This window comes from Pseudomonas sp. P2S-1, from assembly GCF_057197725.1.
Map to the genome: position 1 here is coordinate 4,182,137 of NZ_CM170068.1, position 25,202 is coordinate 4,207,338.

The 25,202-nt window shown below is 66.5% G+C and carries 25 protein-coding genes; 23 read left to right on the forward strand and 2 right to left on the reverse strand.

Annotated features, from left to right (window positions below; genetic code table 11):
* Positions 1 to 25: 25 nt before the first annotated feature.
* Together mscK and selO are read left to right on the forward strand one after the other, a co-directional pair.
* Positions 26 to 3,340, forward strand: a complete 3,315-nt coding sequence (gene mscK / locus AC2CQI_RS18660; protein ID WP_484577541.1) for a mechanosensitive channel MscK — start codon at positions 26 to 28, stop codon at positions 3,338 to 3,340.
* A gap of 10 nt (positions 3,341 to 3,350) precedes the next feature.
* On the forward strand, positions 3,351 to 4,811 hold the full coding sequence (selO, locus tag AC2CQI_RS18665) for a protein adenylyltransferase SelO (protein WP_484577542.1): 1,461 nt from the start codon (positions 3,351 to 3,353) through the stop codon (positions 4,809 to 4,811).
* Positions 4,812 to 5,013: 202 nt separating this feature from the next.
* Here the strand turns inward: selO and AC2CQI_RS18670 are convergent, their stop codons facing one another.
* Entirely contained in the window at positions 5,014 to 5,256 is a 243-nt protein-coding gene (locus tag AC2CQI_RS18670) for a hypothetical protein (protein ID WP_484577543.1), read from the reverse strand.
* Positions 5,257 to 5,769: 513 nt separating this feature from the next.
* On the opposite strand from AC2CQI_RS18670, the gene trxC reads away from it, so the two are divergent.
* Positions 5,770 to 6,204 carry a thioredoxin TrxC gene (trxC, locus tag AC2CQI_RS18675; RefSeq protein WP_484577544.1) on the forward strand — a complete coding sequence of 145 codons (435 nt, stop codon included), beginning with the start codon at positions 5,770 to 5,772 and terminating at the stop codon, positions 6,202 to 6,204.
* Here trxC and AC2CQI_RS18680 read toward each other — a convergent pair.
* Entirely contained in the window at positions 6,201 to 6,974 is a 774-nt protein-coding gene (locus AC2CQI_RS18680; protein ID WP_484577545.1) for a ParA family protein, read from the reverse strand. The genes trxC and AC2CQI_RS18680 overlap by 4 nt on opposite strands.
* 312 nt (positions 6,975 to 7,286) lie before the next feature.
* Here AC2CQI_RS18680 and AC2CQI_RS18685 point away from each other — a divergent pair, with 312 nt between their 5' ends.
* The 20 genes from AC2CQI_RS18685 to AC2CQI_RS18780 are packed head-to-tail and all read left to right on the forward strand — an operon-like array spanning position 7,287 to position 25,194.
* The gene (locus tag AC2CQI_RS18685; protein ID WP_075802116.1) at positions 7,287 to 8,000 is read left to right on the forward strand and encodes a beta-ketoacyl synthase chain length factor; all 714 of its coding nucleotides are present in this window, start codon (positions 7,287 to 7,289) and stop codon (positions 7,998 to 8,000) included.
* The gene (locus tag AC2CQI_RS18690) at positions 7,976 to 8,791 is read left to right on the forward strand and encodes a lysophospholipid acyltransferase family protein (protein WP_484577546.1); all 816 of its coding nucleotides are present in this window, start codon (positions 7,976 to 7,978) and stop codon (positions 8,789 to 8,791) included. Before AC2CQI_RS18685 ends, AC2CQI_RS18690 begins: the two co-directional genes overlap by 25 nt.
* Positions 8,766 to 9,032, forward strand: a complete 267-nt coding sequence (locus tag AC2CQI_RS18695) for a phosphopantetheine-binding protein (protein WP_075802118.1) — start codon at positions 8,766 to 8,768, stop codon at positions 9,030 to 9,032. Before AC2CQI_RS18690 ends, AC2CQI_RS18695 begins: the two co-directional genes overlap by 26 nt.
* A 10-nt stretch (positions 9,033 to 9,042) precedes the next feature.
* Positions 9,043 to 9,297: an acyl carrier protein gene (locus tag AC2CQI_RS18700; RefSeq protein WP_075802119.1), complete on the forward strand. Its 255-nt coding sequence runs from the start codon at positions 9,043 to 9,045 to the stop codon at positions 9,295 to 9,297.
* A complete protein-coding gene (locus AC2CQI_RS18705; RefSeq protein WP_484577547.1) occupies positions 9,294 to 9,839 on the forward strand; it encodes a COG4648 family protein in 546 nt (181 codons plus the stop codon). The genes AC2CQI_RS18700 and AC2CQI_RS18705 overlap by 4 nt, the downstream gene beginning before the upstream one ends.
* Complete coding sequence (locus tag AC2CQI_RS18710; RefSeq protein WP_484577548.1) at positions 9,836 to 11,506, forward strand: ApeI family dehydratase; 1,671 nt, start codon at positions 9,836 to 9,838, stop codon at positions 11,504 to 11,506. Before AC2CQI_RS18705 ends, AC2CQI_RS18710 begins: the two co-directional genes overlap by 4 nt.
* Entirely contained in the window at positions 11,503 to 12,237 is a 735-nt protein-coding gene (locus AC2CQI_RS18715; RefSeq protein WP_484577549.1) for a glycosyltransferase family 2 protein, read from the forward strand. Before AC2CQI_RS18710 ends, AC2CQI_RS18715 begins: the two co-directional genes overlap by 4 nt.
* Positions 12,234 to 13,172 (forward strand): lysophospholipid acyltransferase family protein, encoded by a 939-nt coding sequence (locus AC2CQI_RS18720; RefSeq protein ID WP_484577550.1) that lies wholly within the window; start codon positions 12,234 to 12,236, stop codon positions 13,170 to 13,172. Before AC2CQI_RS18715 ends, AC2CQI_RS18720 begins: the two co-directional genes overlap by 4 nt.
* A complete protein-coding gene (locus tag AC2CQI_RS18725; RefSeq protein ID WP_484577551.1) occupies positions 13,153 to 14,697 on the forward strand; it encodes an HAL/PAL/TAL family ammonia-lyase in 1,545 nt (514 codons plus the stop codon). Before AC2CQI_RS18720 ends, AC2CQI_RS18725 begins: the two co-directional genes overlap by 20 nt.
* Positions 14,690 to 15,115, forward strand: a complete 426-nt coding sequence (locus AC2CQI_RS18730; protein WP_484577552.1) for an acyl-CoA thioesterase — start codon at positions 14,690 to 14,692, stop codon at positions 15,113 to 15,115. Before AC2CQI_RS18725 ends, AC2CQI_RS18730 begins: the two co-directional genes overlap by 8 nt.
* Positions 15,112 to 15,702, forward strand: coding sequence for an outer membrane lipoprotein carrier protein LolA (locus tag AC2CQI_RS18735; RefSeq protein WP_484577553.1), 591 nt, complete (start codon positions 15,112 to 15,114; stop codon positions 15,700 to 15,702). Before AC2CQI_RS18730 ends, AC2CQI_RS18735 begins: the two co-directional genes overlap by 4 nt.
* Positions 15,692 to 18,010: an MMPL family transporter gene (locus AC2CQI_RS18740; RefSeq protein WP_484577554.1), complete on the forward strand. Its 2,319-nt coding sequence runs from the start codon at positions 15,692 to 15,694 to the stop codon at positions 18,008 to 18,010. Before AC2CQI_RS18735 ends, AC2CQI_RS18740 begins: the two co-directional genes overlap by 11 nt.
* A complete protein-coding gene (locus AC2CQI_RS18745) occupies positions 18,007 to 19,161 on the forward strand; it encodes a cation:proton antiporter (RefSeq protein ID WP_484577555.1) in 1,155 nt (384 codons plus the stop codon). The genes AC2CQI_RS18740 and AC2CQI_RS18745 overlap by 4 nt, the downstream gene beginning before the upstream one ends.
* A complete protein-coding gene (locus AC2CQI_RS18750; protein WP_484577556.1) occupies positions 19,154 to 20,401 on the forward strand; it encodes an NAD(P)/FAD-dependent oxidoreductase in 1,248 nt (415 codons plus the stop codon). Before AC2CQI_RS18745 ends, AC2CQI_RS18750 begins: the two co-directional genes overlap by 8 nt.
* Positions 20,398 to 21,129, forward strand: a complete 732-nt coding sequence (locus AC2CQI_RS18755; protein WP_075802130.1) for a class I SAM-dependent methyltransferase — start codon at positions 20,398 to 20,400, stop codon at positions 21,127 to 21,129. Before AC2CQI_RS18750 ends, AC2CQI_RS18755 begins: the two co-directional genes overlap by 4 nt.
* Positions 21,126 to 21,611 carry a hypothetical protein gene (locus AC2CQI_RS18760; RefSeq protein ID WP_075802131.1) on the forward strand — a complete coding sequence of 162 codons (486 nt, stop codon included), beginning with the start codon at positions 21,126 to 21,128 and terminating at the stop codon, positions 21,609 to 21,611. The genes AC2CQI_RS18755 and AC2CQI_RS18760 overlap by 4 nt, the downstream gene beginning before the upstream one ends.
* Positions 21,608 to 22,780, forward strand: a complete 1,173-nt coding sequence (locus AC2CQI_RS18765) for a beta-ketoacyl-[acyl-carrier-protein] synthase family protein (protein ID WP_484577557.1) — start codon at positions 21,608 to 21,610, stop codon at positions 22,778 to 22,780. The genes AC2CQI_RS18760 and AC2CQI_RS18765 overlap by 4 nt, the downstream gene beginning before the upstream one ends.
* Positions 22,777 to 23,247, forward strand: coding sequence for a hotdog family protein (locus AC2CQI_RS18770; protein ID WP_484577558.1), 471 nt, complete (start codon positions 22,777 to 22,779; stop codon positions 23,245 to 23,247). Before AC2CQI_RS18765 ends, AC2CQI_RS18770 begins: the two co-directional genes overlap by 4 nt.
* Complete coding sequence (fabG, locus tag AC2CQI_RS18775; protein WP_484577559.1) at positions 23,240 to 23,968, forward strand: 3-oxoacyl-ACP reductase FabG; 729 nt, start codon at positions 23,240 to 23,242, stop codon at positions 23,966 to 23,968. The genes AC2CQI_RS18770 and fabG overlap by 8 nt, the downstream gene beginning before the upstream one ends.
* The gene (locus AC2CQI_RS18780; RefSeq protein WP_484577560.1) at positions 23,968 to 25,194 is read left to right on the forward strand and encodes a beta-ketoacyl-ACP synthase; all 1,227 of its coding nucleotides are present in this window, start codon (positions 23,968 to 23,970) and stop codon (positions 25,192 to 25,194) included. The genes fabG and AC2CQI_RS18780 overlap by 1 nt, the downstream gene beginning before the upstream one ends.
* The last annotated feature ends 8 nt before the right edge of the window (positions 25,195 to 25,202 follow it).

A 25,202-nucleotide genomic window follows, 5' to 3' on the forward strand; every position in this document is an offset into this window, starting at 1 on the left:
GTCTGGTTGTACGAATTTTCTGCCTATGTCCCTGCGCACTGTTATCGGCGCGGCCCTGCTCGGGCTGTGCCTGTCGTTCACCTCCGCCTTCGCCGCGGAGCCGCCCAGTACCGAGAGCGTCCAGCAAAGCCTGGACAAGATCGCCGACCGCAAATTGCCGGAAGCCGACCAGAAGGCCCTGCAACAGGTGCTGGAGCAGACCCTCGGGTTCCTCGACAGCCGCGACGACTACAGCAAGCGCCTGGCCGCGCTCAAGCAGCAGCTCACCGACGCGCCCCGGCTGACCGCCGAGAGCCAGCGTGAACTGGCCCGCCTGTCCGCCACCAAGCCGGTGCCGGTGGCCCAGCGCTATGCCAGCCAGACAGTGCCGCAGCTGGAAACCTTGCTCTCCGAACGCACCACCGAGCAGGGCGAGTTGCAGAAATCCCTGTCCGAAGCCAATAGCCTGATCATCAACTCGCAGACCCGGCCCGAGCGCGCCCAGTCCGAGATCAGCCTCAACCAGACCCGCAGCCAGCAGATCAACACCACCCTCAAGCTCGGCAAGGACGGCAGCAAGAGCCTGTCCGCCGACCAGCGCAACCAGCTCAACGCCGAACTGGCCTCGCTCAACGCCCTGACCCTGCTGCGCCGCCAGGAACTGGCCGGCAACAGCCTGCTGCAGGACCTCGGCAACGCCCAGCACGACCTGCTGATGGAGCGCGCCGCACGCCTGGAACAGGAAATCCAGGACCTGCAGACCCTGATCAACGAAAAGCGCCTGGCCCAGTCGCAAAAGACCGTTACCGAACAGTCCCTCGAAGCCCAGAAGGCCGGCGGCAGCACCCTGCTCGCCACCGAAAGCGCGGCCAACCTCAAGCTCTCCGACTACCTGCTGCGCAGCACCGACCGCCTCAACGAAGTCACCCAGCAAAACCTCAAGGCCAAGCAGCAACTGGACAGCCTGACCCAGGCCGACCAGGCCCTGGACGAGCAGATCAACGTGCTCAAGGGCAGCCTGCTGCTGTCGAAGATCCTCTACAAGCAGAAACAGGCCCTGCCGCACCTGAAGCTGGACCGCGACCTGGCCGACCAGATCGCCGATATCCGCCTGTACCAGTTCGAGGTCAATCAGCAGCGCGAGCAGATCAGCAGCCCGAGCCAGTACGTCGACAAGCTCCTGGAAAACCAGAGCGCCGACCAGAACACCCCGGAACTGCGCAAGGCCCTGCTGGAAGTGGCGATCACCCGGGTCGACCTGCTGGAGCGCCTGAACCGCGAGCTCAGCGCGGTGCTCAACGAATCCATCACCCTGCAACTGAACCAGAAGCAACTGGTCAGCACCGCCCTGAACCTGCGTGCAACCCTCGACGAGCAGATGTTCTGGATCCCCAGCAACAAGCCGCTGGACGTTGAATGGCTGCGTACCCTGCCCGAACGTTTCCAGAAGCAGGTCACCAGCCTGCCCTGGGGCTCGGGCATCGCCGAACTGGCCGACGGCCTGCTGGAGCGACCGCTGCTGTTCCTGCCGCTGCTGCTGATGATCGGCGGCCTGCTGTGGCGGCGGAACGCCCTGTATGAACAGTTGCGCAAGGTGCATGGCGATGTCGGCCACTTCAAGCGCGACAGCCAGTGGCACACGCCCCAGGCGATCCTGATCAATATCCTCCTTGCCCTGCCCCTGGCCTTGCTTCTGGCCCTGTGCAGCTACGCCCTGCAGATCGACGCCCGCGGACAGAACGCCAACCTCGGCGCCGCGCTCTGGCAGATTGCCCAGGCCTGGCTGGTGTTCTACACCGCTTATCGGGTCCTGGCACCCGGCGGTGTGGCCGAGTTGCATTTCCGCTGGCAGAAACCGCAGGTCGAGTTCCTCCGGCGCTGGATCCGCCGTCTTGGCGCGGTGGTCCTGGCCCTGGTCGGCGTGGTTGCGGTGGCCGAACTGCAGCCGTCGGCGCTGGCCGATGACGTGCTCGGCATCGGCGTGGTCCTGACCTGCTATGCCCTGATGGCCTGGCTGCTCAGTCGCCTGCTATTGAGCAGCCCGACCCACCGCAATACCTCGCTGTTCCGCAAGGTGGTCGGCGTGGCCTTCACCGCCCTGCCCATCGCCCTGTTCGTCGCGGTGTGCTTCGGCTACTACTACACGGCGCTGAAACTCACCGACCGGCTGATCGACACCCTGTACCTGCTGATGTTCTGGCTGGTGATCGAGGCCACCTTCGTCCGCGGCCTGTCCGTGGCCGCCCGGCGCCTGGCCTACCAGCGCGCCCTGGCCAAGCGCCAGGCGACCAAGGAAGGCCTGGACGGCGAAGTGCCGGTGGAAGAGCCGACCCTGGACATCGAACAGGTCAACCAGCAGTCCCTGCGCCTGATCCGCCTGGCCTTGCTCGGCGGTTTTCTGGTCGCTCTGTACTGGGTCTGGTCGGACCTGATCAGCGTGTTCTCCTACCTGAACAACTTCACCCTGTACGAGTACACCAGCGGCACCGGCGCCACCGCGAGCATGGTGCCGATCAGCCTCGGCGACCTGCTCGGCGCGCTGGTCATCGTCGGCATCACCCTGGCCCTGGCGCGCAACCTGCCGGGCCTGCTGGAAGTGCTGGTGCTGTCGAAGCTGGACCTGGCCCAGGGCAGCGCCTATGCCACCACCACGTTGCTGTCCTATGTGATCGTCGGCGTCGGCTTCGTCTCCACCCTGTCCACCCTTGGGGTCAGCTGGGACAAGCTGCAATGGCTGGTGGCAGCGCTGTCGGTCGGCCTCGGTTTCGGCATGCAGGAGATCTTCGCCAACTTCATCTCCGGGATCATGATCCTGTTCGAGCGCCCGGTACGGATCGGCGACACCATCACCATCGGCAACCTGTCGGGCACGGTGAGCAAGATCCGCATCCGTGCCACCACCATCACCGACTTCGACCGCAAGGACATCATCGTCCCGAACAAGACCTTCATCACCGGCCAGTTGATCAACTGGTCGCTGACCGACACGGTCACCCGGGTCACCCTGAAGCTCGGCATCGACTACGGCTCGGACCTGGACCTGGTACGCGACCTGCTGCTCCAGGGCGCCCGGGAAAATCCACGGGTGCTCAAGGACCCGGAGCCGATCGTGTACTTCCTCAACTTCGGCGAAAGCTCGCTGGACCACGAGCTGCGCATGCACGTGCGCGACCTCGGCGACCGCAACCCGACGCTGGATGAGTTGAACCGCTTCATCAACCGCGAGTTCAAGAAGCACAACATCAAGATTTCCGTGCGTCAGGTCGAGGTGTTCCTGATGGATACTTCGGGCACCAAGCAGCAGCTGATCCCGATGGAAGACGCCGTTCAGCCCAAACCCGACGACACGACCAAGCCGTAAGGAGTCGCCCGTGAAAGGCCTCGACGAACTGACCTTCGACAACCGCTTCGCCCGCCTGGGCGATGCATTCTCCACCCAGGTGCTGCCGGAGCCGATCGATGATCCGCAGCTGGTGGTGGTCAGCGAGGCAGCCATGGCCCTGCTCGACCTGGAGCCGACCGAAGCGCAATCGCCGGTGTTCGCCGAGCTGTTTGGCGGGCACAAGCTGTGGGAGGAAGCCGACCCACGGGCGATGGTCTATTCCGGACACCAGTTCGGTTCATACAACCCGCGGCTTGGCGATGGTCGCGGGCTGCTGCTGGGCGAAGTGCAGAACGATGCCGGCGAGCATTGGGACCTGCACCTCAAGGGTGCCGGCCAGACGCCTTACTCGCGGATGGGTGATGGTCGTGCCGTTCTACGCTCGTCGATCCGCGAGTTCCTTGCTTCCGAAGCCCTGCATGCCCTGGGCATCCCCAGTAGCCGGGCGCTGTGCGTGATCGGCTCGAGCACGCCGGTCTGGCGCGAAACCAAGGAAAGCGCGGCCATGGTCCTGCGCCTGGCGCCGAGCCATATCCGCTTCGGGCATTTCGAGTACTTCTACTACACCCGCCAGCCGGAGCAGCAGCGCGCGCTGGCCGAGCATGTGCTGGACCTGCACTACCCGGAATGCAAGGCGGCGGACGAGCCGTACCTGGCGATGTTCCGCACCATCGTCGAGCGCAATGCCGAGCTGATTGGCAAATGGCAGGCCTATGGCTTCTGCCATGGGGTGATGAACACCGACAACATGTCGATCCTCGGCATCACCTTCGACTTCGGGCCGTTTGCCTTCCTCGATGACTTCGATGCCGGGTTCATCTGCAACCACTCCGATGACCAGGGGCGCTACAGCTACAGCAACCAGGTGCCGATCGCGCACTGGAACCTGAGTGCGCTGGCCCAGGCGTTGACGCCGTTCATCAGTGTCGAGGCGTTGCAGGAAGCGCTGGGGTTGTTCCTGCCATTGTACGAGGCGCACTACCTCGACCTGATGCGCCGCCGGCTGGGCCTGACCACGGCGGAGGGCGGCGACAAGGTGCTGATCCAGCGCCTGCTCAGCCTGATGCAGCCGGGGGCGGTGGATTACAACCTGTTCTTCCGCAGGCTGGGCGACCAGGCGGTGGAGCAGGCGTTGCGGGTGGTAAGGGATGATTTCGTCGACCTGGCCGGGTTCGACACATGGTCGGAAGACTATCTGGCGCGGGGCCGGCGTGAGCCGGGCAATGCGGACGGGCGGCGGGAGCGGATGCACGGGGTGAACCCGCTGTACGTGCTGCGCAACTACCTGGCGCAGCGGGCCATCGAAGCGGCGCAGGGCGGGGACTTCTCCGAGGTGCGGCGCCTGCATGAAGTGCTGACCCGGCCGTTCGAAGAGCAGGCGGGGATGGAAGGTTATGCCGAGCGGCCGCCGGAGTGGGGGAAGCATCTGGAGATCAGTTGTTCTTCCTGAGACGGTTTGGCGGTGCACACGGACCCTGTGGGAGCTGGCTTGCCAGCGATGAGGCCAGAAAGAACACCACACAATCACTGGTACTCAGTGGGGCTTGAGATCTTCTTTCTGACCTGACTGATGCAGTGCCCTGCTGGGCCTCATCGCTGGCAAGCCAGCTCCCACAGGGTTCCTCGCCAGCCTTGGGCCCTGCGGCTCTACTCTAGACCGGCACAGTCACCGGTGACTCCGACATGGCAACCGTCAGCAAAGCTTTGGAGATTTTCATCTCCAGCAGAGCATGGCTGAGATTTGCCTGATATCGGGCTTCGAATGGATCAGGTATGGAGGATGCGGCGGTAATCGCCTTGCTCAGATGTTCTGCGGCTCGGCGGACCGATTCCTCATGGGAAAGGCCGGGGCCGACGCAGAGGACTGGCGGCGGATCAGGAACGCGCTTTTTCATGGTTACTCCGTATCAGGTGGAGCCGCCACGGTTCTGCTGTCAAACAAAAGGGTGGCAGCTGTACGCGGGTTGACAGACCAGGGATACGGAGAACCCGGCGCACCAATAGGTGCCCACGCGCACAGCTGCCGAAAACCAGCTGTGCACCGTATCTGTCCGGCCTGTCAAAGCCGGTCGTTGAGGTCAACGACTGCCGAAGACTAGGGGAGCGGCTTCCTTCGGTGCAACAGCTCAAAGGGCCTGGAAGTATGGTTGGGAAGTTGCCTACAAGAAAGTCGGAAATCGAGGAAGTTAGCTGATTGTATTTGACATTTTTGTGCAGGACTTTGGGTCAATCAGTGCTCTTTCTGGCCCCATCGCTGGCAAGCCAGCTCCCACAGGGTCAGCACAATCTTCAAGGGCGGCGCAGTACCTGTGGGAGCTGGCTTGCCAGCGATGAGGCCGCAAGACCATTGAAAACGCCGGATCCCACCGCCACATACCCAGCAACACCCGCCCCCGGACCCAATCCCCATGACCGACCCACTCCTGATCCCCTGCCCCCACTGCAACGGCCTCAACCGCCTCCCCGCCGAGCGCCTCGGCGACACGCCGAAATGCGGCCGCTGCAAGCAACCCGTCCTGCTGGACCAACCCTTCGAGCTGAAGCAAGCCAACTACGCCAGCCAGATCAAGGGCGACCTGCCCCTGCTGATCGACGTGTGGGCCGACTGGTGCGGGCCGTGCAAGTCCTTCGCGCCGACCTTCGAGCAGGCCGCACGGCAACTGGCCGGGCGCTGCCGGCTGGCGAAACTGGACAGTGAAGCCAACCGCGAACTGGCTGGCCAATTGAATATCCGCTCCATCCCCAGCCTGATCCTGTTCAGGAACGGCCGGGAAGTCGCACGCCAGAGCGGCGCATTTCCACTCCAGCAGTTGCTGGAGTGGCTGCGGACCCAAGGGATCTAGGCGTTCTCTTCGAGCAACGAGTGCAAATCGACGAACTGCTGGGTCAGCTTGTGCTTCGGTTCCAGGTGAATCAGCGGCAGGCACGCCTGGTGTGATTCACGCATCTTCACCGAGCTGTTGAGGTATACCGGCAACACCGGCAAGCCCTCGGCCACCAGCTCGTCGAGCATCTGCTGCGGCAGGCTGGCCCGGGGCTGGAACTGGTTGACCACGATGCCTTCGACCTGCAGGTCCTCGTTGTGGTCTTCCTTGAGGTCTTCGATTTCCGTGAGCAGGCCATACAGCGCCTGACGCGAGAAGCTGTCGCAGTCGAAGGGAATCAACACGCGATCCGCCGCGATCAACGCCGATACCGCATAGAAGTTCAGCGCAGGCGGCGTATCCAGGTAGATCCGCTCGTAGTCCTCGCTCAATTCATCGAGCAACTTCCGCAACTTGTTGATCTTGTGCTTGGCCTCCAGCTTCGGCTGCAGGTCGGCCAGCTCCGCCGTGGCGGTGACCACATGCAGGTTGTCGAACGGCGTTTCGTAGATATCCACCTTGTTCTTCTTGGCGAACGGCCCCGACGACAGGCTCTGCTTGAAGAAGTCGGCAATCCCCATGGGGATCTCCTCGCCGGTCAGGCCGGTGAGGTAGTGGGTGGAGTTGCCCTGGGCATCCAGGTCGATCAACAGGGTCCGATAGCCTTCATTGGCACTCACCGCCGCGAGATTGCAGGCGATGCTGGACTTGCCGACGCCCCCTTTCTGATTGAACACCACGCGCCGCATGGAAAGACCTCCGTGTATCAAAGAATGACCGAGTATGTGTTCAGCCCGCCGGATTGACCAGCACTGAAAGGCTCAAGATCCGGCAAAGGCGACCGACAACAGGTGCAGGCCGTTTGTCGGGAAATCCCGGCCCGGCGAAATGCGCGGGGCCATTCGAGGTCAGTTACTGGCGCTCGGTTCCGTAATCAATGGCAATACTTTGTTTACGACGCCCCCCCTGCACCGGGATAATGCCCGTTACTCGGCGATTTCGCCCGCAGGCCGTAGCTCCGAGTCCCCTCGGAATGGAAGTCCCTCAGGGCGAGATACATCTTGATCACATTCAATATCCGTCAGTGGCGCGCTTGGGCGCCCGGCCTCCAGTCGGCTGCGCAATGGCGCGCGTGGAGTCTCGGCGAGCGCTCGATCGATGCAGGCGAAGACTCGCCGGATGTCTCGTTCCTGCCCGCCATGCAACGCCGCCGCCTCAGCCGCCTGGCGCGCATGGCCTTTGCCGTGGGCTGGCCGCTGGCCGAAGGTCTTGAGCACCTGCCGCTGGTGTTCGTCTCGCGGCATGGCGAAACCCCGCGCACCTTCGAAATTCTCAGCGACCTCGCCGCTGCCCAGCCCCTGTCCCCGACCCAGTTCAGCCTGTCCGTGCATAACGCGGTGATCGGCCTGTGGTCGATCCTGCGTGGCGAAACGGCGGAAATGACGGCGATCGCCGGCGAAGGCGACGGCTTCGAGCAGGCCGTGGTGGAAGCCGCCGGCCTGCTCCACGACGGTGCCCCGGCGGTGCTGCTCATCGTTGCCGAGGAGCGCCCGCCCGCCGCCTACAGCCCGTGGATCACCGACGTCCCCTGCGACTACGCCCTCGGCCTGCTGCTGACCCCCGGCGATCAATGGAGCCTGTCCCTGGATGGCGACAGGCAAGCGCCCGCCGGCGAACCCCACGCCCTGAGCTGGCTGCGCAGCCTGCTCGACGAACGGTCGACCTGTACCCACACCCTGAAGGACCGCACATGGAACTGGCAACGCAAGGCCTGAGCCGCTCGCGCCGCGACGCCTGGCCCTGGCGTCTGCTGGCCACCGCCCTGAGCTTCCTGCTGTTCGGGCTCGGTGGCCTGCTCCTGCGCCTGCTGTTCTTCCCCCTGCTGGCCTGCCTGCCGGGCGACAGCCTGCGCCACCGGCAACGGGCGCGGCACACCATCAGCTGGCTGTTCTGGCGCTTCATCCGCTTCATGGCCGCCTGCGGCGTGCTCACCTATGAAGTGGAAGGCGCCGAGCGCCTGGGCCGCCCGGGGCAGATGATCATCGCCAACCACCCGTCGCTCATCGACGTGGTGTTCCTGATCGGCCTGGTGCGCCAGAGCAACTGCGTGGTCAAGCAGAGCCTGTTCGCCAACCCCTTCACCCGCGGCCCGGTGAGTTCGGCGCAGTACATCAGCAACGACGGCAGCATGGACATGCTCGACGCCGCCGTGGACAGCCTGCGAAGCGGCCAGACCCTGGTGATCTTCCCCGAAGGCACCCGCACCGCCCCGGGCAAGGCCCCCTCTTTCCACCGCGGCGCAGCGGCCATCGCCCTGCGCGGCGCACGGGTGATCACCCCAGTGACCATCACGGTCAACCCGACCACCCTGACCAAATGCGAACCCTGGTACCGCATCCCCGACCGCCGCGTGCACTTCACCTTGCGGGTCGGCAACGACATCGACCCCCAGGCGTTCGCCAGCCAGGGCCCTGCCCCGCAGGCCTCGCGCAAACTCAACGATCACTTGCACCAGTACTTCATCAAGGAGCTCGCAGCAGATGAGCAATCCCCAACTCAACCATGACATCAAGGACCTGATCATCGAGGCCCTGGGCCTGGAAGACATCAGCGCGGACGATATCGGCGACGAGCAGACCCTGTTCGGCGAAGGCCTGGGCCTCGACTCGGTGGACGCCCTCGAACTCGGCCTGGCGATCCAGAAGCGCTACGGCATCAAGATCGACGCCGACGCCAAGGACACCCGCTCGCACTTCTCCAACGTGGCGAGCCTCGCCGCCTTCGTCACTGCCAAACAGGCCGCCTGAGACACGTACCATGCAAACCCGTGAAGACATCTTCAACACCCTGCGCGATGCCCTGGTCGAGCTGTTCGAACTGGACGCCGAGCGCGTCACCCTCGACGCCAACCTCTATGAAGACCTGGAAATCGACAGCATCGACGCCGTCGACCTGATCGACCACATCAAGCGCCAGACCGGCAAGAAAATCGCTGCCGATGAATTCAAGGCCGTGCGCACCGTCAATGATGTGGTCGAAGCGGTCTTCCGCCTGGTCAACACCGCGGCATGAAACGCCTGATCGGGCTCGGGCTGGTGGTAGCCGGCCTGGGTTACCCGTTCGCGGTGCACTTCGGCATGGCCCACTTCGCCCCCTGGCAGTTCGGCTTGCTGCTGGGCGGCCTGTGGCTGGCCCGTGCCCTGACCCAACCGCACAACCCCGGCGGACGCTGGATGGCCCTGGTGGCCCTCGCCTTCTGCGCCCTGCTGGCCCTGGTCGACGACCCGGCCCTGCTGCGCTGGTACCCGGTGCTGATCAGCGCCTTCATGCTGGCCCTGTTCGGCGCCAGCCTGAAATTCGGCATGCCGGTGGCCGAGCGCCTGGCGCGGCTGAGCGATCCGGATCTGCCAGAGAAAGCCGTGCGCTATACGCGGCGGGTGACCCAGGTGTGGTGCGGCTTCTTCCTGGTCAACGGCCTGATCGCCGCCGCCCTGACCCTGTGGGCGCCACTGGCCTGGTGGACCCTTTACAACGGCCTGATCGCCTACGGCGTGATGGGCCTGCTGTTCGCCATCGAATGGCTGGTTAGACAACGCGTACGAGGACGCTCATGAAATGGATCAACCTTGAGCAGATGCTGTGGCCGACCGAAGGCGCACGCCGGGTCAGCCACGCCCCGGCGCTGGATCATCGGCAGCTTGGCGAGCAAGCCCTGCAACTGGCAGCCGGCTTGCAGGCGCGGGGCGTGCAGCGCCTGGCGATCTACCTCGAAGACGCCGCCGAACTGGCCGTGGCCCTGCTCGGCGCCTGGCGTGCCGGGGTCGAGGTGCTGCTGCCCGCCGACCTGCAAGCCCAGACCCGCCAGCGCTGGGACGCCGAAGTCGACCTGTGGCTGAGCGAGCAGGACCAGCGCCCCGCCGAGCTGTTCGCCGCAGCCCTGGCCCCGGCCGACCTGGACCTCGACGCCTGCCGCCTGAGCCTGTGCACCTCCGGCTCCACCGGCGCGCCCAAGCGCATCGACAAGTGCCTGCGCCAGCTGGCCAACGAGGTCAGCAACCTCGAAGCCCTGTGGGGTGAAGCGCTGGGCGAAGCCTGCATCATCGGCAGCGTCGCCACCCAGCATATCTACGGCCTGCTGTTCCGCGTGCTCTGGCCGCTGTGCGCCGGGCGCAGCTTCGTCCGCCGCCAGTTGCCGTTCCCCGAGGACCTGCAGCGCGCCAGCCGCGAGCATCCGGCCTTCGCCTGGGTCGCCAGCCCGGCGCTGCTCAAGCGCATGGGCGACAACCTCGACTGGCCGGCCCTGAGCCAGGTCAGCCGGGTGTTTTCCTCCGGCGGCGAACTGCCCGCCGAGGCTGCCCGCGAGTTGCACCAGCGCCTCGGCCAGTGGCCGACGGAGATCCTCGGCAGCTCGGAAACCGGCGGCATCGCCTGGCGCCAAGGGGAAAACCTGTGGCAGCCCTTCGCCGGGATCCGCCTGAGCCAGAACGACGACGGTGCCCTGTGCATCGAGTCGCCGTACCTGCCTGCCGGGCATATCGAGGAAAGCGCCGACGCGGTGAGCTTCGATGCCAACGGGCACTTCCGCCTGCTCGGGCGCCTCGACCGCATCGTCAAGCTGGAAGAAAAGCGCATCGCCCTGCCGATGCTGGAGCAAGCGCTGCTGCAACACTCCTGGGTCGAGGACGCCCGCCTCGGGGTGATCCACGGCAACCGCGCCTCCATCGGTGCCCTGCTGCAACTCAGCGGCAAGGGCCTGCACGCCCTGCGCAACCAGGGCCGCCGCGCCGTGACCGAAACCCTGCGCAGCCACCTTGCCGGACACTGCGAAGCCCTGGCCCTGCCCCGCCGCTGGCGCCTGCTGCGGCAACTGCCGTACACCGCGCAAGGCAAGCTGCCGCAATCGCTGGTGGATACCCTGCTGATGGCGCCACGCCCGCAAGGCCCGGACGTGCTCGGCGAGGAACAGGTGGACGGCGAGCTTAAGGTGAACATCGCCATTTCCGCCGACCTCGCCTACTTCAATGGCCACTTCCCCAAGACCCCGGTATTGCCCGGCGTGGTCCAGGTGGACTGGGCCATCGCCCTTGGCCAGCCGCTGCTCGACCAGCCACGGCGCTTCGCCGGCATGGAAGTGCTGAAGTTCCAGCAACTGGTGCGCCCCGGTGACCCGTTGCTGCTGACCCTGCGTTTCGACGTCGAGCGCGGCAAGCTGTACTTCGCCTACAGCTGCGACGGCGTGCCCTGCTCCAGCGGCCGCATCCTCCTGGAGGTCGCGCAATGAACAGGCCTTGCGCGGTGATCCCGGTGTACAACCACGAACTGGCGGTGCCTGCGGTGGTCGCCGACCTGCGCGCCGCCGGCCTGCCCTGCGTGCTGGTGGACGACGCCAGCAGCCCGGCCTGCGCGGCAGTGCTGCGCCAGTTGGCGGAGCAGCCGGATACCTATCTGGTGCAGCTCCCGGTCAACCAGGGCAAGGGCGGCGCGGTCATGGCCGGCCTGCGCGAAGCCGCGCGATTGGGCTTCAGTCACGCCCTGCAGGTGGACGCCGACGGCCAGCATGACCTGGCCGATGTCAGCCGCTTCCTCGAGCTGTCCCGCGCCCACCCCGAGGCGCTGATCTGCGGTTATCCACAGTACGACGCCAGCGTGCCCAAGGGCCGCCTCTATGCGCGCTACCTGACCCACGTGTGGGTGTGGATCAACAGCCTGTCGCTGAAGATTCCCGATTCCATGTGCGGCTTCCGCGTCTATCCGCTGCCGCCGGTGCTGGCCCTGATCAACAGCGTGGCCCTCGGCAAGCGCATGGACTTCGACCCCGAGGTGCTGGTGCGCCTGTCGTGGCGCAACCAGCCGATGCGCTGGCTGCCGACCAGGGTGCACTACCCGCAGGACGGCCTTTCGCATTTCCGCCTGTTCCACGACAACGCGCTGATCTCGAAGATGCACACCAAGCTGTTCTTCGGCATGTTGCTGCGTGCCCCGGCGATCCTCTGGCGGCGGCTGACGGCATGAGCGACCGGGAACAACACTGGGCCGCCCACGAGGAGCGCGGCAGCTTCCTGCTGATGAAGCTCACCGCCTTCGGCGTCAGGCTGCTCGGGCGCCGGCTGCTGAGCCCGGTGCTGTACGGCATCGTCCTGTACTTCTTCCTCTTCGGCCGCCGTGCCCGCGAAGCGGCTCGCACCTACCAGCACAACCTCGCCGAGTGGAGCGGCCAGCCCGCGCTGCGCCCCACCACCGGCCGGGTGTTCGGCCAGTTCATGGCCTTCGCCGATGCCCTGCTGGACAAGCTCGACGTGTGGAACGGCCGGCTCGGCCTGGAGCAGATCGAGATCAACGACCCCGGCCAGTTGCATAGCCAACTGCGCGCCGAACGCGGGCAGATGCTGGTGGGCGCGCACCTGGGCAACCTCGAGGTGTGCCGGGCCCTGGCCGAGATGGGCCAGCAGGTGACCATGAACGTGCTGGTCCACACCCGCCACGCCGAGCGTTTCAACCGCCTGCTGGGCGAGGCCGGTGCAACGAATCTGCGCCTGATCCAGGTCAGCGAGCTGGACCCGGCGACCATGCTCCAGCTCAGCCAGCGCCTGGAGCGCGGCGAGTGGCTGGCGATCGCCGGCGACCGCGTGCCGCTGCACGGCGGGCGCACCGTGACCGTGGACTTCCTCGGCCACCCGGCAAAGTTTCCCCAGGGCCCGTGGCTGCTGGCCGGCCTGCTCAAGTGCCCGGTCAACCTGCTGTTCTGCCTCAAGCAGCAGGGCCGCTACCACATCACCCTCGAACCCTTCGCCGCCGCCGTGGAATGGCGCCGCAGCCAGCGCGACCAGGTGATCGCCGAGCATGCCGCGCGCTATGCCGAACGCCTCGGCCATTACTGCCTGCAAGCCCCGCAGCAATGGTTCAACTTCTACCCTTTCTGGAAGACCGATGACGATGCAACCGCGTGAGTCCGTAACCTTTGGCGAGTCGCCGCTTTCGATCGAAGCCATCCACGCCCTGGCCCACGGCCAGGCTGAAAGCCGTCTGCAGGACGATGCCGGGTACCGCGCGCGCATCGCCCGCGGCGCGCAGTTCCTCGACACCCTGCTGGACAAGGAAGGGGTGATCTACGGGGTGACCACCGGCTACGGCGATTCCTGCGTGGTGGCGGTACCGCTGGAGCATGTGGAAGCGCTGCCCAGGCACCTGTTCACCTTCCACGGCTGCGGCCTCGGCCGGACCTTCGATGCGCCGTCCACCCGCGCCCTGCTGGCGGCGCGCTTGCAGTCGCTGTGCCACGGGGTGTCCGGGGTACGGGTCGAGCTGCTGGAGCGCCTGCACGCCTTCATCACCCACGACATCCTGCCGGTGGTCCCGGAAGAAGGCTCGGTGGGCGCCAGCGGTGACCTGACGCCGCTGTCCTACGTAGCCGCAACCCTGTCCGGCGAGCGCGAAGTGGTCTATCGCGGCGAACGCCGCCTGTCCGCCGACGTGCACCGCGAGCTGGGCTGGGAACCGCTGGTGCTGCGGCCGAAGGAAGCCCTGGCACTGATGAACGGCACCGCGGTGATGACCGGCCTGGCCTGCCTGGCCTGGACCCGCGCCGACTACCTGCTCAAGCTCGCCACCCGTATCACCGCGCTCAACGTGGTCGCCCTGCAAGGCAACCCGGAACACTTCGACGAACGCCTGTTCGCCGCCAAGCCGCACCCGGGCCAGACCCAGGTCGCCGCGTGGCTGCGCCAGGACCTGGCGATCGACGCCCCGACCGCGCCCCTGCACCGCCTGCAGGACCGCTACTCGCTGCGCTGCGCGCCGCATGTGCTGGGCGTGCTGGCCGACAGCCTGGGCTGGCTGCGCGGCTTTATCGAGACCGAGCTGAACAGCGCCAACGACAACCCGATCATCGACGGCGACGCCGAGCGCGTCCTGCATGGCGGGCACTTCTATGGCGGGCATATCGCCTTCGCCATGGACAGCCTGAAGAACCTGGTGGCCAACGTCGCCGACCTGCTCGACCGCCAGCTCGCCCTGCTGGTGGACGTGCGCTACAACCACGGCCTGCCGAGCAACCTGTCCGGCGCCCCGGCCGACCGCGCGATGATCAACCACGGCTTCAAGGCCGTGCAGATCGGCGCCAGCGCCTGGACCGCCGAGGCCCTGAAAAACACCATGCCAGCGAGCGTGTTCTCGCGTTCCACCGAGTGCCACAACCAGGACAAGGTGAGCATGGGCACCATCGCCGCCCGCGATGCCCTGCGCGTGCTGGAACTGACCGAACAGGTCGCCGCCGCCACCCTGCTGGCCGCCAACCAGGGCGTCTGGCTGCGCAGCCGCGAGGCCGATGCCCGTCCGCTGCCACCGGCACTGGACCAGATGCACCGCGCCCTGCTCGACGACTTCGCCCCGGTCATCGAAGACCGCGCCCTGGAAAGCGACCTGCGCCACTGCCTGCACCGCATCGCCCAGCAACACTGGAGGCTCCATGCGTAGTCAGGGCGTTCTCCACGTCGATACCGAAGTGCTGGTGCCGTTCTTCGACGTCGACAGCATGCTGGTGGTCTGGCACGGGCACTACGTGAAATACCTTGAAGTGGCGCGCTGCGCCCTGCTCGACCACCTCGGCCACAACTACGTGCAGATGCAGGAGTCCGGCTACGCCTGGCCGGTGATCGACCTGCAACTGCGCTACATGCGCGGCGCCACCTTCGGCCAGCGCCTGATCGTGCGGGCCAGCCTGGTGGAGTGGGAGAACCGCCTGAAGATCAACTACCTGATCAGCGACGCGGTCACCGGCGAGCGCATGACCCGCGGCAGCTCGGTGCAGGTGGCGGTGCATATCGCCAGCCGCGAGATGCAGCTGGCCTCGCCACAGGTGATGCTCGACGCGGTACAGAAGGTGCTGGCATGAGCCGCTTGCTGCTGTCCCTCGGCCTGCTGCTGTGCTGCGGCCTGGCCCATGCCTTCGGCCTCGAAGACCTGCGCAAGCAACTGAGCGAGCCGGAGGTGATCAAGGGCCCGTTCATCCAGGAAAAGCACCTGCGCGCCCTGCCCCAGCCGCTGGTCAGCAACGGCCAGTTCGTCCTGGCTCGCGACCACGGCCTGCTGTGGCTGCTGCAAACCCCGCTGAAGCAGGACTACCGCCTCAATGCCACGGGCATCGCCCGCCGTGACGCCTCCGGCTGGCAGGTGATCCCGACCCGCACCGCCGGCACCGAGCAGAACAAGCTGTTCTTCGCCGTGCTGCAAGGCGACAGCAGCGGCCTGGAGCGTGACTTCGAGCTGGCCCTGCAAGGCGACGCCGAGGACTGGCAACTGCGCCTGACCCCGCGTTCGCTGGTGCTCAAGCAGATCTTCACCGGCATCAATATCCATGGCGGCCAGTTCGTCGACCGCATCGAGCTGCTGGAGACCCAGGGCGACAGCACCGTGCTGCGCATGCCGTCGAGCGTGAGCACGAAAATGACCGACGCGGAGCGCCACGATCTTGTCGACTGAGCGCCTGCTGCCGCGTCTGTTCCTGCTGTTGCTGGTCGGGGTCATGGCCCTGGCCGGCTGGCAGTGGACGCGCGGCTCGGCGCTGTCGGCGGACCTGATGACCCTGGTCCCCGGCGCCACCGAGGACCCGCTGGTCAAGCGCGCCGAGCAGCGCATGCAGGAACCGCTGAACCGGGAAATGCTGGTGCTGGTCGGGCATGCCGAGCGCGATAAGGCCATCGCCCTGGCCGGGCAACTGGGCAAGGAATGGCAGGCCAGCGGGCTGTTCGAAAAGGTCCAGTGGAGCCTGCAAACCGACCTCCAGGCGGTGCGCGAACAATTGCTGCAAGGCCGCCTGGCGATGTTGGCGAAAGCCGACCGCGACAGCCTGATCGACCACCCCGACGCCTTTATCCAGCAGCGCCTGCAAAGCCTGTTCGATCCGTTCGCCGGCTTCAGCCTGGTGTCCAGCCAGGACGACTGGCTGGGCCTGACCGGGCGCATCCAGAACAGCCAGCCACGCCCGGCCGCCGTGGAGCTGGATACCGCCAGCGGCGCGCTGTTCGCCAAAGCCGACGATCAATACTGGGTGCTGCTGCGCGCCCGCACCGAGGGCAATGCCTTCGATATGAAGCTGCCGGTGCGGGTCGCCGAGCTGTTGCAGCAGTCCCGTGCCGAAGCCGCGCCGCAGGGCGGGCAACTGCTCGCCGCCAGCGGCCTGCTCTACGCCGCCGACGGCCAGCGCCAGGCGACCCGGGAAATGACCTGGATCGGTGGCGGCGCGACCCTCGGCATCCTGCTCCTGCTGTTCCTCGCCTTCCGCAAGTTCCGCGTGCTGCTGGCTTTCGTGCCGGTGCTGGTGGGCATGCTGTTCGGCGCCACCGCCTGCATCGCCCTGTTCGGCCAGATGCATGTGATGACCCTGGTGCTGGGCTCCAGCCTGATCGGCGTGGCGGTGGACTACCCGCTGCACTTCCTCTCGAAAAGCTGGAGCCTGCGCCCGTGGAACACCTGGCAGGCGGTGCGCAAGACCCTGCCCGGCCTGAGCCTGAGCCTGGCCACCAGTTGCATCGGCTACCTGGCCCTGGGCTTCACGCCATTCCCGGCCCTGACCCAGATCGCCGCGTTCTCCGCCGCCGGGCTGATCGGTGCCTACCTGAGTTCGGTGTGCCTGCTGCCGGCGCTGCTGAAGAACATCGACCTGCAACCGGCGCACTGGCCGCTGCGCATCGCCGAAACCCTGGTCGAGCTGCGCCTGCGCTTGCTGCGCCGGGTGCCGACGCCGGTGCTGACCGTGCTGCTCCTGGCCTTCTGTGCCGGCGGTCTGTGGCACCTGGAAAACCGCAACGATATCCGCCAGTGGGTCGGCAGCTCGCCGGTGCTGCTGGATGAAGCGAAGGCAGTCGCGCGGATCACCGGTTACCAGCCCACCAGCCAGTTCTACCTGGTGCGGGCGACTGATGAGACCCAACTGCTGGAGCGTCTCGCCAGCCTCGGGCAACGGCTTGATGCCCAGGTCGCCAACGGCCATCTCAAGGGCTATATGGCGCTGAACCAGTTGCTCGCCAGCAGTGCCGATCAGGCCCGCCTGCGCGCAGCGCTGGACGCCTTGCCGCAACACTGGCAGCCGCTGCTGGCGACCGGCGTACCGGAAGAAACGCTACAAGCCGAACTGACCCGCCTGCGCGCCCTGCCGACCCTCGATATCGACCAGGTCCTGGCCGGTCCGCTGGGCGAAGCCTGGCGCGCGCTATGGCTGGGCAAGGACGGCGACGGCGTGGCCGCCGTGGTCAGCCTGCAGGGCGCGAGCGATCCCGCTGTGCTGCGTCAACAAAGTGAAGGACTGGACGGTGTACAACTGGTGGACCGCCTCGGTGAGCTGAACCGGCTGTTCGCCGCGACCCAGGTCAGTGCGGCGGAATTGAAGCTGCTGTCCTGCGTGCTGATCGTGGTCCTGCTGGTACTCCCCTTCGGTTTCGGCGCCGCCGCGCGCATCGTCGCCCTGCCCCTGCTGGCAGCGCTGTGCAGCCTGGCGAGCCTGGGCTGGCTGGGGCAACCGCTGACCCTGTTCAGCCTGTTCGGCCTGCTGCTGGTGACGGCGATCAGCGTCGACTACGCGATCCTGATGCACGAGCAGATCGGCGGCGCGGCGGTGAGCCTGCTCGGCACCTTGCTGGCGGCGACCACCACCTGGCTGTCGTTCGGCCTGCTGGCCGCTTCGAGCACCCCGGCCGTCAGCAACTTCGGCCTCGCCGTCAGCCTCGGCCTGGCCTTCAGCTTTGCCCTGGCCCCCTGGGCCGCACCCCGCCACACGGAGAAGTCGGCATGAGTGTCGTGCTGTTCTGGGGCCTGGCCCTGTCGTTGTTCCTGATTGCCGGCGAGATCGGCCGGCGCCTGGGCCTGATCAGTATCGTCAGCCACCTGCTGCTGGCGACCCTCGGCCTGCCGCTGCTGATGCTGTTCTGGGTCGAGCCGCACTGGCAACTCAGCGGCGCCGCGCTGATCGCGCCGTCCTGGCTGAAGACCCTGTACGGCCTGAGCTTCGCCCTGTTGCTGGGGCATATCCTCTCCGATGTGGTGGACCTCAAGCTCGACCGCCAGAGCCTGAAGATTGCCCTGCCCAGCTTCCTCGTGCCCTTCGCCTGCGGGCTGGCCTGCGGTTTCCTGTTGCTGCCGGACCAGCCGTGTCTGACGGCCCTGGCGCTGGGCCTGGTGTTCGCCATCACCGCCGTGCCGGTGCTCTACCTGTACCTGCGCAATATCAACTACCCGCCCGCCGCGACCCGCCGGCTGATGCAGGTGGCGATCGGCATCGACCTGCTGTGCTGGCTGCTGTTCGGCCTGGGCAAGGGCAGCCTCGAGCCGATGAGCCTGGCCTGGCCGCTGCTGGCCGCCTGCGCGCCGCTGCCGATGTACCTGCTGGGCCTGCGCCGGCCGTGGATATTCGGCCTGACCTTCCTCGCCTTGCTGTTCGTCGCCGAGCACTACAAGCTCAATGCGCTGATCTTCGGCATCGGCTACATGGCCTGCCTGGCCTGGCTCAAGCTGCCACTGCGCCTGCCGCTCTCGGCCGCCTGGATCAAGCGCCTGCAACACGGCGTGGCGATCCCGCTGATCATCACCTTCGGCATCGTCCAGATCGATTTCGGCCATCTGCTGCAGAACCTCGATGGGCTGCAACTGGGCGCGCTGATCGTGCTGCCGATCCTTAGCAAGATGGCTGGCAACTGGCTGGGCCTGCGCTGGGCCACGCTGTCCTTCCCCGGCGCCAGCCGCTGGCGGGAAAACCTGCTGCTGAACATTCGCGGCCTGAGCGAAATCGTCTTCCTCAACCTGCTGCTGCAACAGCACCTGATCAGCCCGGCGCTGTACTTCGCCCTGATGCTGATGAGCCTGATTGCCACCCTGATGCCCGCCATCGCCGGGCTGCACCGTCTTCCAGTTCTCAACGTTTCAACGGCAAGGAGGCCCCATGCCTGATACCGAAGTGCAACACCGCCAGGTCCTGATCATCGGTGCCGGCCCGTCCGGCGCCATCGCCGCCGCCCTGCTCAAGCGCAAGGGCCACGATGTGCTGATCATCGAGCGCCAGCTTTTCCCGCGCTTCTCCATCGGCGAGAGCCTGCTGTCGCACTGCATCGACTTCGTCGAGGAAGCCGGCATGCTGCCCGCCCTCGAAGCGACGGGCTTCCAGTACAAGAACGGCGCGGCCTTCGCCTGGGGCGAGGAATACAGCGCCTTCGACTTCGGCAAGACCTTCAGCAACGGTCGCCCAAGCACCTTCCAGGTCCAGCGTGCGCGCTTCGACAAGCTGCTGGCCGATGAGGCCGCCGCCCAGGGCGTGGAAATCCGCTATGAAGAAGAAATCTTCGCCGCCGACTTCGAGCGCGAGCGCCCGCAGCTGAGCGTACGACGCAAGGACGGCAGCGAGTACCAGGTGGAGGCGCAATTCGTCCTCGATGCCAGCGGCTACGGTCGCGTGCTGCCGCGCCTGCTGGACCTGGAAGCGCCCTCGAGCTTCCCGGTGCGCCAGGCGGTGTTCACCCATATCGAGGACCGCATCGACCATCCGGACTTCGACCGCAACAAGATCCTCATCACCACCCACCCGGAGCACCGGGATATCTGGTTCTGGACCATCCCGTTCAGCGATGGCCGTTGCTCCCTGGGCGTGGTCGCCGCTGCCGAACACTATGCCGACGCTCCACAGGACCTGGATGCCTGCCTGAAAAGCTTCGTCGAGCAGACCCCGAGCCTGTCCAAGGTGCTGGCCAATGCGCTCTGGGATACCCCGGCGCGGACCATCGGCGGCTACTCGGCCAACGTGAAAACCCTGCACGGCCCGGGCTTCGCCCTGCTGGGCAACGCAGCGGAATTCCTCGACCCGGTGTTCTCCTCGGGCGTGACCATCGCCATGCGTTCGTCGAGCATGGCCGCCGCCGTGCTGGACCGCCAGCTCAAGGGTGAAAGCGTGGACTGGGAAAGCGAGTTCGCCACCCCGCTCAAACGCGGCGTCGACACCTTCCGCGCCTATGTCGAGGGCTGGTACAACGGCAGCTTCCAGGACGTGATCTATCACCCCGATGCTTCCGACGAGATCCGCGCCATGATCAGCTCGATCCTCGCCGGCTACGCCTGGGACGAGCGCAATCCTTTCGTCAGCGAGCCCAAGCGGCGCCTGCGCATGCTCGCCGAGATCTGCGCGAGGGCAGAGGCATGAGTGAACAGCGCTTCTTCAGCGACACCTATGTCGAGGAGACGAAGTTCGGCTTCTGGTTCCTGCGCAGCCATACCTGGCAGCACCACGTATTGCGTGTGGCGATCAACGACCTGCGCCGCCTGTTCGACGGCGAGCCGCCGCAGGCGCCGGTGGTGCTGGATGTCGGTTGCGGCCAGGGGCGTTCGTTCAAGCACCTGCAGCAGGTGTTCAAGCCGGGCAGGCTGCTCGGCACCGACGCCGACCCGCACAGCCTCGAGCTGAGCGGCGCCGAGGCGGTGAACCTGGGCCTGAAGGTGGAACTGAAGGGCAGCGACTGCGCCAACCTGCAATTCCCCGACGCCAGCATCGATATGCTGTTCTGTCACCAGACCTTCCACCACCTGGTAGAACAGGAACAGGCCCTGGCCGAGTTCTGGCGGGTGCTCAAGCCGGGCGGCTACCTGCTGTTCGCCGAGTCCACCGAAGCCTATATCGACACCTGGGTGATCCGCTGGCTGTTCCGTCATCCGATGCATGTGCAGAAGAGTGCGGAAGGCTATCTGCAAATGCTCCGCGAGCAGGGCTTCGAGTTCGGCGAGCAGAACGTCTCCTACCCGTACCTGTGGTGGAGCCGTTCCAGCGACTTCGGCCTGCTCGAACGCTTCGGCCTGCGCAAGCCGCCACCGCCGGGCCAGCGTGAGGAAACCCTGGTCAACGTGGTGGCGCGCAAGCCCCTGGACGCCGCATGAAACGCCTGTTGTTGCTGGTCACCTGCCTGATCCTCGCTGCCTGCGCGGCGCGTCCGCCGCTGCCGGAGCAACTGCCGCCGCTAAAGCTGCCGATGACCCTGCATGTGCAGCGCGAACAGGCCGAGCAGCGCCAGGACTGGCTGCTGGTGATCCAGCGCGAGGACCAGCGCCTGCGTTGGTCGATGATGGACCTGCTGGGCATTCCCCAGGCCCGCCAGTTGCTGGATAACGGCGAATGGCAGGCCGACGGCCTGCTACCGCCCAACCCGGCGGCCCGTGAACTGTTCGCCGCCCTGCTCTTCGCCCTGACCCCGGCCGAGCGCCTTGCGGCGCTGTATCCGGCGGCGCGGCAGCAGGATAATCAGCGCTGGCTGGGCGAGCGCTGGCATGTCAGCTACCGACAGCCCGACGACTTCACCTTGAATCTGCAGCAAGGCCTGCGTTATCTAGTCACCCCCCTGCCCGGCGAGAACGCTCCATGACCGCTTATCTCAACGCCCTGGGCCTGGTCTGCGCCCTTGGACGCGATCAGGCCGAAGTCGCCCGCGGCCTGTTTGCCGGCGACTGCTCCGGCATGGTCGAGGCCGACGGCTGGGTGCCGGCCAAGCGCGTAGTGGTCGGAGCCGTGGCCGGCGAACTGAGCCCGCTGCCGGGCGAGAGTCGCAACAACCAGTTGCTGCATGAGGCCGCGCTGCAGATCGAGACGCCGCTGCGTGCTGCCATCGAGCGCTTTGGCCCGCAGCGGGTCGGCGTGGTCCTCGGCACCAGCACCTCGGGCATCGAGGAAGCCAGCCAGGGCATCGCCGAATACCTGCGCGAGGGCCGGTTCCCGCCGTCTTACGAATACGCCCAGCAGGAACTCAGCGCCCCGGCGGTCTACCTGGCCAACTGGCTGCAACTCAGTGGCCCGGCCTATGTGATTTCCACCGCCTGCACCTCCGGCGCCCGTGCACTATTGAGCGCCCGGCGCCTGCTCGACCTTGGCCTGTGCGATGCGGTGATCTGCGGCGGCGTGGACAGCCTGTGCAAGCTGACCCTCAACGGCTTCACCGCCCTCGAAGCCATGAGCGACGAGCGCTGCAATCCGTTCTCGGTCAACCGCAGCGGGATCAATATCGGCGAGGGCGCGGCACTGTTCCTGATGACCCGCGAAGCCAATGCCGAGGGCCGCAGCATTGCCCTGCTCGGCGCCGGCGCCAGTTCCGACGCCCACCATATTTCCGCCCCGGAGCCCGGCGGCAAGGGCGCCCTGGCGGCCATGCAGAAGGCCCTGGACAGCGCCGGCCTGCAGCCTGCGCAGATCGATTACCTGAACCTCCACGGCACCGCCACCCGGCACAACGACGCCATGGAGAGCCTGGCGGTCAACGCCCTGTTCGGCGCCGGCCTGGCCTGTTCGTCGAGCAAGGCAATGACCGGCCACACGCTAGGTGCCGCCGGAGCCCTGGAAGCAGCGTTCTGCTGGCTGAGCCTGGCCCACGGCCAACTGCCCCCGCACCTGTGGGACGGCCAGCAGGACCCCGAACTCGCCCCTTTGAACCTGATCGGCCCCGGCCAGCGCCTGGGCGCCGACGGCCCGCACCATCTGATGAGCAATTCGTTCGCCTTCGGTGGCAACAACATCAGCCTGATTCTCGGAGACACCCCATGATTGCCTGGCCACTGGCCGAACTCCTGCCCCACGCGGGCGACATGATCCTGATCGACGGGATCGAGTCGTTCGACGAGGAGCAGATCCACGCCCACCTGACCGTGCGCCCCGGCGGCCTGTTCAACCGCGAGGACGGCAGCCTGCCGGCCTGGGTCGGCATCGAGCTGATGGCCCAGACCGTGGCCGCCTATGCCGGCTGCCGTGCGCGCCAGCAGGGCAAGCCAGTGGAGCTGGGTTTCCTGCTCGGCACCCGCAAGTTCGAATGCGATGTCGAGCATTTCCCCGCAGGCGCGCAACTGCGCATCCATGCCCTGCGCTCGCTGGAAGACGAGAACGGCATGGGAGTGTTCGAGTGCCACCTGCACGGTCCGGGGCTGTACGCCACGGCCCGCCTGAATGTTTTCCGTCCGCCGCAGGCCGCCCAGTACCTGGCCGAAGCGGGCGACGAGGAGTCCCGACATGAGTGAGACCATCCTGGTCACCGGTTCCAGCCGTGGCATCGGCCGGGCCATCGCCCTGCGCCTGGCCCGCGCCGGTTTCGACCTGGTGCTGCATTGCCGCAGCGGCCGCGCCGAAGCCGATGCGGTCGCCGAGGAAGTACGTGGCCTGGGCCGGCAGGTTCGGGTCCTGCAGTTCGACGTGGCCGACCGCGCCGCCTGCGCGGCGATCCTGACTGACGACGTGGAAACCCACGGCGCCTACTACGGCGTGGTGTGCAACGCCGGTCTGACCCGCGACGGCGCCTTCCCGGCCCTGACCGAGGACGACTGGGACCAGGTGCTGCGCACCAACCTCGACGGCTTCTACAATGTCCTGCACCCGGTGATGATGCCGATGATCCGCCGCCGCGCGCCGGGGCGCATCGTTTGCATCACCTCGGTCTCGGGGCTGATCGGCAATCGCGGCCAGGTCAACTACAGCGCCTCCAAGGCCGGGGTGATCGGCGCCGCCAAGGCCCTGGCCATCGAGTTGGGCAAACGCAAGATCACGGTCAACTGCGTGGCTCCCGGGCTGATCGACACCGCCATGCTCGACGAGCACGTGCCGGTGGAAGAACTGCTGAAAATGATCCCGGCCCAGCGCATGGGCACCCCGGAAGAAGTCGCCGGCGCGGTGAACTTCCTGATGTCCGCCGAGGCCTCCTACATCACCCGCCAGGTCCTGGCCGTCAACGGAGGCCTGTGCTGATGAAGCGTGTGGTCGTCACCGGCATGGCCGGTATCACGTCACTGGGCAGCGACTGGGCAACCATCTCCGCCAACTTCGCCGCCAACCGCAGCGGGATCCGCTACATGGACGAGTGGAACCGCTTCGAGGAGCTGAACACCCGCCTGGCCGGCCCCGTGGATGATTTCGCCGTGCCGTCGAGCTGGACCCGCAAGCAGTTGCGCAGCATGGGCCGGGTGTCGCGGCTGGCCGTGGCCGCGTCGCAGAACGCCTTGCTCGATGCCGGGCTGCTCGACGACCCGTCGATCCGCGACGGGCGCATGGGCGTGGCCTGCGGCTCGTCCACCGGCAGCACCGACGAGATCAAGGCCTTCGGCAACATGCTGCTGAACTCGGTGGCCGAAGGGCTCAACGCCAACTCCTACGTGCGCATGATGCCGCACACCACGGCCGCCAATATCAGCATCTTCTTCGGCCTGACCGGGCGCCTGATCCCCACCTCCAGCGCCTGCACCAGCGGCAGCCAGGGCATCGGCTACGCCTACGAAGCGATCAAGTTCGGTCGCCTGCCGATGATGCTCGCCGGTGGCGCCGAGGAACTGTGCCCGACCGAGGCCATGGTGTTCGACGCGCTGTACGCCACCAGCCTGAAGAACGACACCCCGCAGCAGACCCCGAGCCCGTATGACAGCGGCCGCGACGGCCTGGTGATCGGCGAAGGCGCCGGCATGCTGGTGCTCGAAGAACTGGAACACGCCCTGGCCCGCGGCGCCCGTATCCATGCCGAGATCGTCGGTTTCGGCAGCAACGCCGACGGCCAGCACACCACCCGTCCCGAGCAGGCGACCATGCGCCGGGCGATGGAGCTGGCCCTGGAAGACGCCAGCCTGGCGCCGGACGCCATCGGCTACGTCAACGGCCACGGCACCGCCACCGAGCAGGGCGACATCGCCGAGACCCTGGCCACCAGCGCCCTGTTCGGCGCGCGGATGCCAATCAGCTCACAGAAAAGCTTCCTCGGTCATACCCTGGGCGCTTGCGGCGCGCTGGAGGCGTGGTTCAGCATTGAAATGATGAACAGCGACCGCTACGTGCACACCCTCAACCTGGACAACATCGACCCGCGCTGTGGCGAACTGGACTACCTTTGCGGTGAGTTCCGCAGCCTCAGCAACCAATACGTCATGAGCAACAACTTCGCCTTCGGCGGGGTCAACACGTCGTTGATCTTCCGCCGCTGGAACTGAACAGACTG

What these genes read in the sequence shown, in the direction of transcription:
- AC2CQI_RS18735 (WP_484577553.1), top strand. Translation starts at nt 15,112, where the DNA reads ATGAGCCGCTTGCTGCTGTCCCTCGGCCTGCTGCTGTGCTGCGGCCTG.
- AC2CQI_RS18760 (WP_075802131.1), top strand. Translation starts at nt 21,126, where the DNA reads ATGAAACGCCTGTTGTTGCTGGTCACCTGCCTGATCCTCGCTGCCTGC.
- AC2CQI_RS18770 (WP_484577558.1), top strand. Translation starts at nt 22,777, where the DNA reads ATGATTGCCTGGCCACTGGCCGAACTCCTGCCCCACGCGGGCGACATG.
- AC2CQI_RS18670 (WP_484577543.1), bottom strand. Translation starts at nt 5,256, where the DNA reads ATGAAAAAGCGCGTTCCTGATCCGCCGCCAGTCCTCTGCGTCGGCCCC.
- fabG (WP_484577559.1), top strand. Translation starts at nt 23,240, where the DNA reads ATGAGTGAGACCATCCTGGTCACCGGTTCCAGCCGTGGCATCGGCCGG.
- trxC (WP_484577544.1), top strand. Translation starts at nt 5,770, where the DNA reads ATGACCGACCCACTCCTGATCCCCTGCCCCCACTGCAACGGCCTCAAC.
- AC2CQI_RS18680 (WP_484577545.1), bottom strand. Translation starts at nt 6,974, where the DNA reads ATGCGGCGCGTGGTGTTCAATCAGAAAGGGGGCGTCGGCAAGTCCAGC.
- AC2CQI_RS18690 (WP_484577546.1), top strand. Translation starts at nt 7,976, where the DNA reads ATGGAACTGGCAACGCAAGGCCTGAGCCGCTCGCGCCGCGACGCCTGG.
- AC2CQI_RS18750 (WP_484577556.1), top strand. Translation starts at nt 19,154, where the DNA reads ATGCCTGATACCGAAGTGCAACACCGCCAGGTCCTGATCATCGGTGCC.
- AC2CQI_RS18725 (WP_484577551.1), top strand. Translation starts at nt 13,153, where the DNA reads ATGACGATGCAACCGCGTGAGTCCGTAACCTTTGGCGAGTCGCCGCTT.
- AC2CQI_RS18710 (WP_484577548.1), top strand. Translation starts at nt 9,836, where the DNA reads ATGAAATGGATCAACCTTGAGCAGATGCTGTGGCCGACCGAAGGCGCA.
- AC2CQI_RS18765 (WP_484577557.1), top strand. Translation starts at nt 21,608, where the DNA reads ATGACCGCTTATCTCAACGCCCTGGGCCTGGTCTGCGCCCTTGGACGC.
- mscK (WP_484577541.1), top strand. Translation starts at nt 26, where the DNA reads ATGTCCCTGCGCACTGTTATCGGCGCGGCCCTGCTCGGGCTGTGCCTG.
- AC2CQI_RS18780 (WP_484577560.1), top strand. Translation starts at nt 23,968, where the DNA reads ATGAAGCGTGTGGTCGTCACCGGCATGGCCGGTATCACGTCACTGGGC.
- AC2CQI_RS18730 (WP_484577552.1), top strand. Translation starts at nt 14,690, where the DNA reads ATGCGTAGTCAGGGCGTTCTCCACGTCGATACCGAAGTGCTGGTGCCG.
- AC2CQI_RS18745 (WP_484577555.1), top strand. Translation starts at nt 18,007, where the DNA reads ATGAGTGTCGTGCTGTTCTGGGGCCTGGCCCTGTCGTTGTTCCTGATT.
- AC2CQI_RS18695 (WP_075802118.1), top strand. Translation starts at nt 8,766, where the DNA reads ATGAGCAATCCCCAACTCAACCATGACATCAAGGACCTGATCATCGAG.
- AC2CQI_RS18715 (WP_484577549.1), top strand. Translation starts at nt 11,503, where the DNA reads ATGAACAGGCCTTGCGCGGTGATCCCGGTGTACAACCACGAACTGGCG.
- AC2CQI_RS18705 (WP_484577547.1), top strand. Translation starts at nt 9,294, where the DNA reads ATGAAACGCCTGATCGGGCTCGGGCTGGTGGTAGCCGGCCTGGGTTAC.
- AC2CQI_RS18720 (WP_484577550.1), top strand. Translation starts at nt 12,234, where the DNA reads ATGAGCGACCGGGAACAACACTGGGCCGCCCACGAGGAGCGCGGCAGC.
- AC2CQI_RS18700 (WP_075802119.1), top strand. Translation starts at nt 9,043, where the DNA reads ATGCAAACCCGTGAAGACATCTTCAACACCCTGCGCGATGCCCTGGTC.
- AC2CQI_RS18755 (WP_075802130.1), top strand. Translation starts at nt 20,398, where the DNA reads ATGAGTGAACAGCGCTTCTTCAGCGACACCTATGTCGAGGAGACGAAG.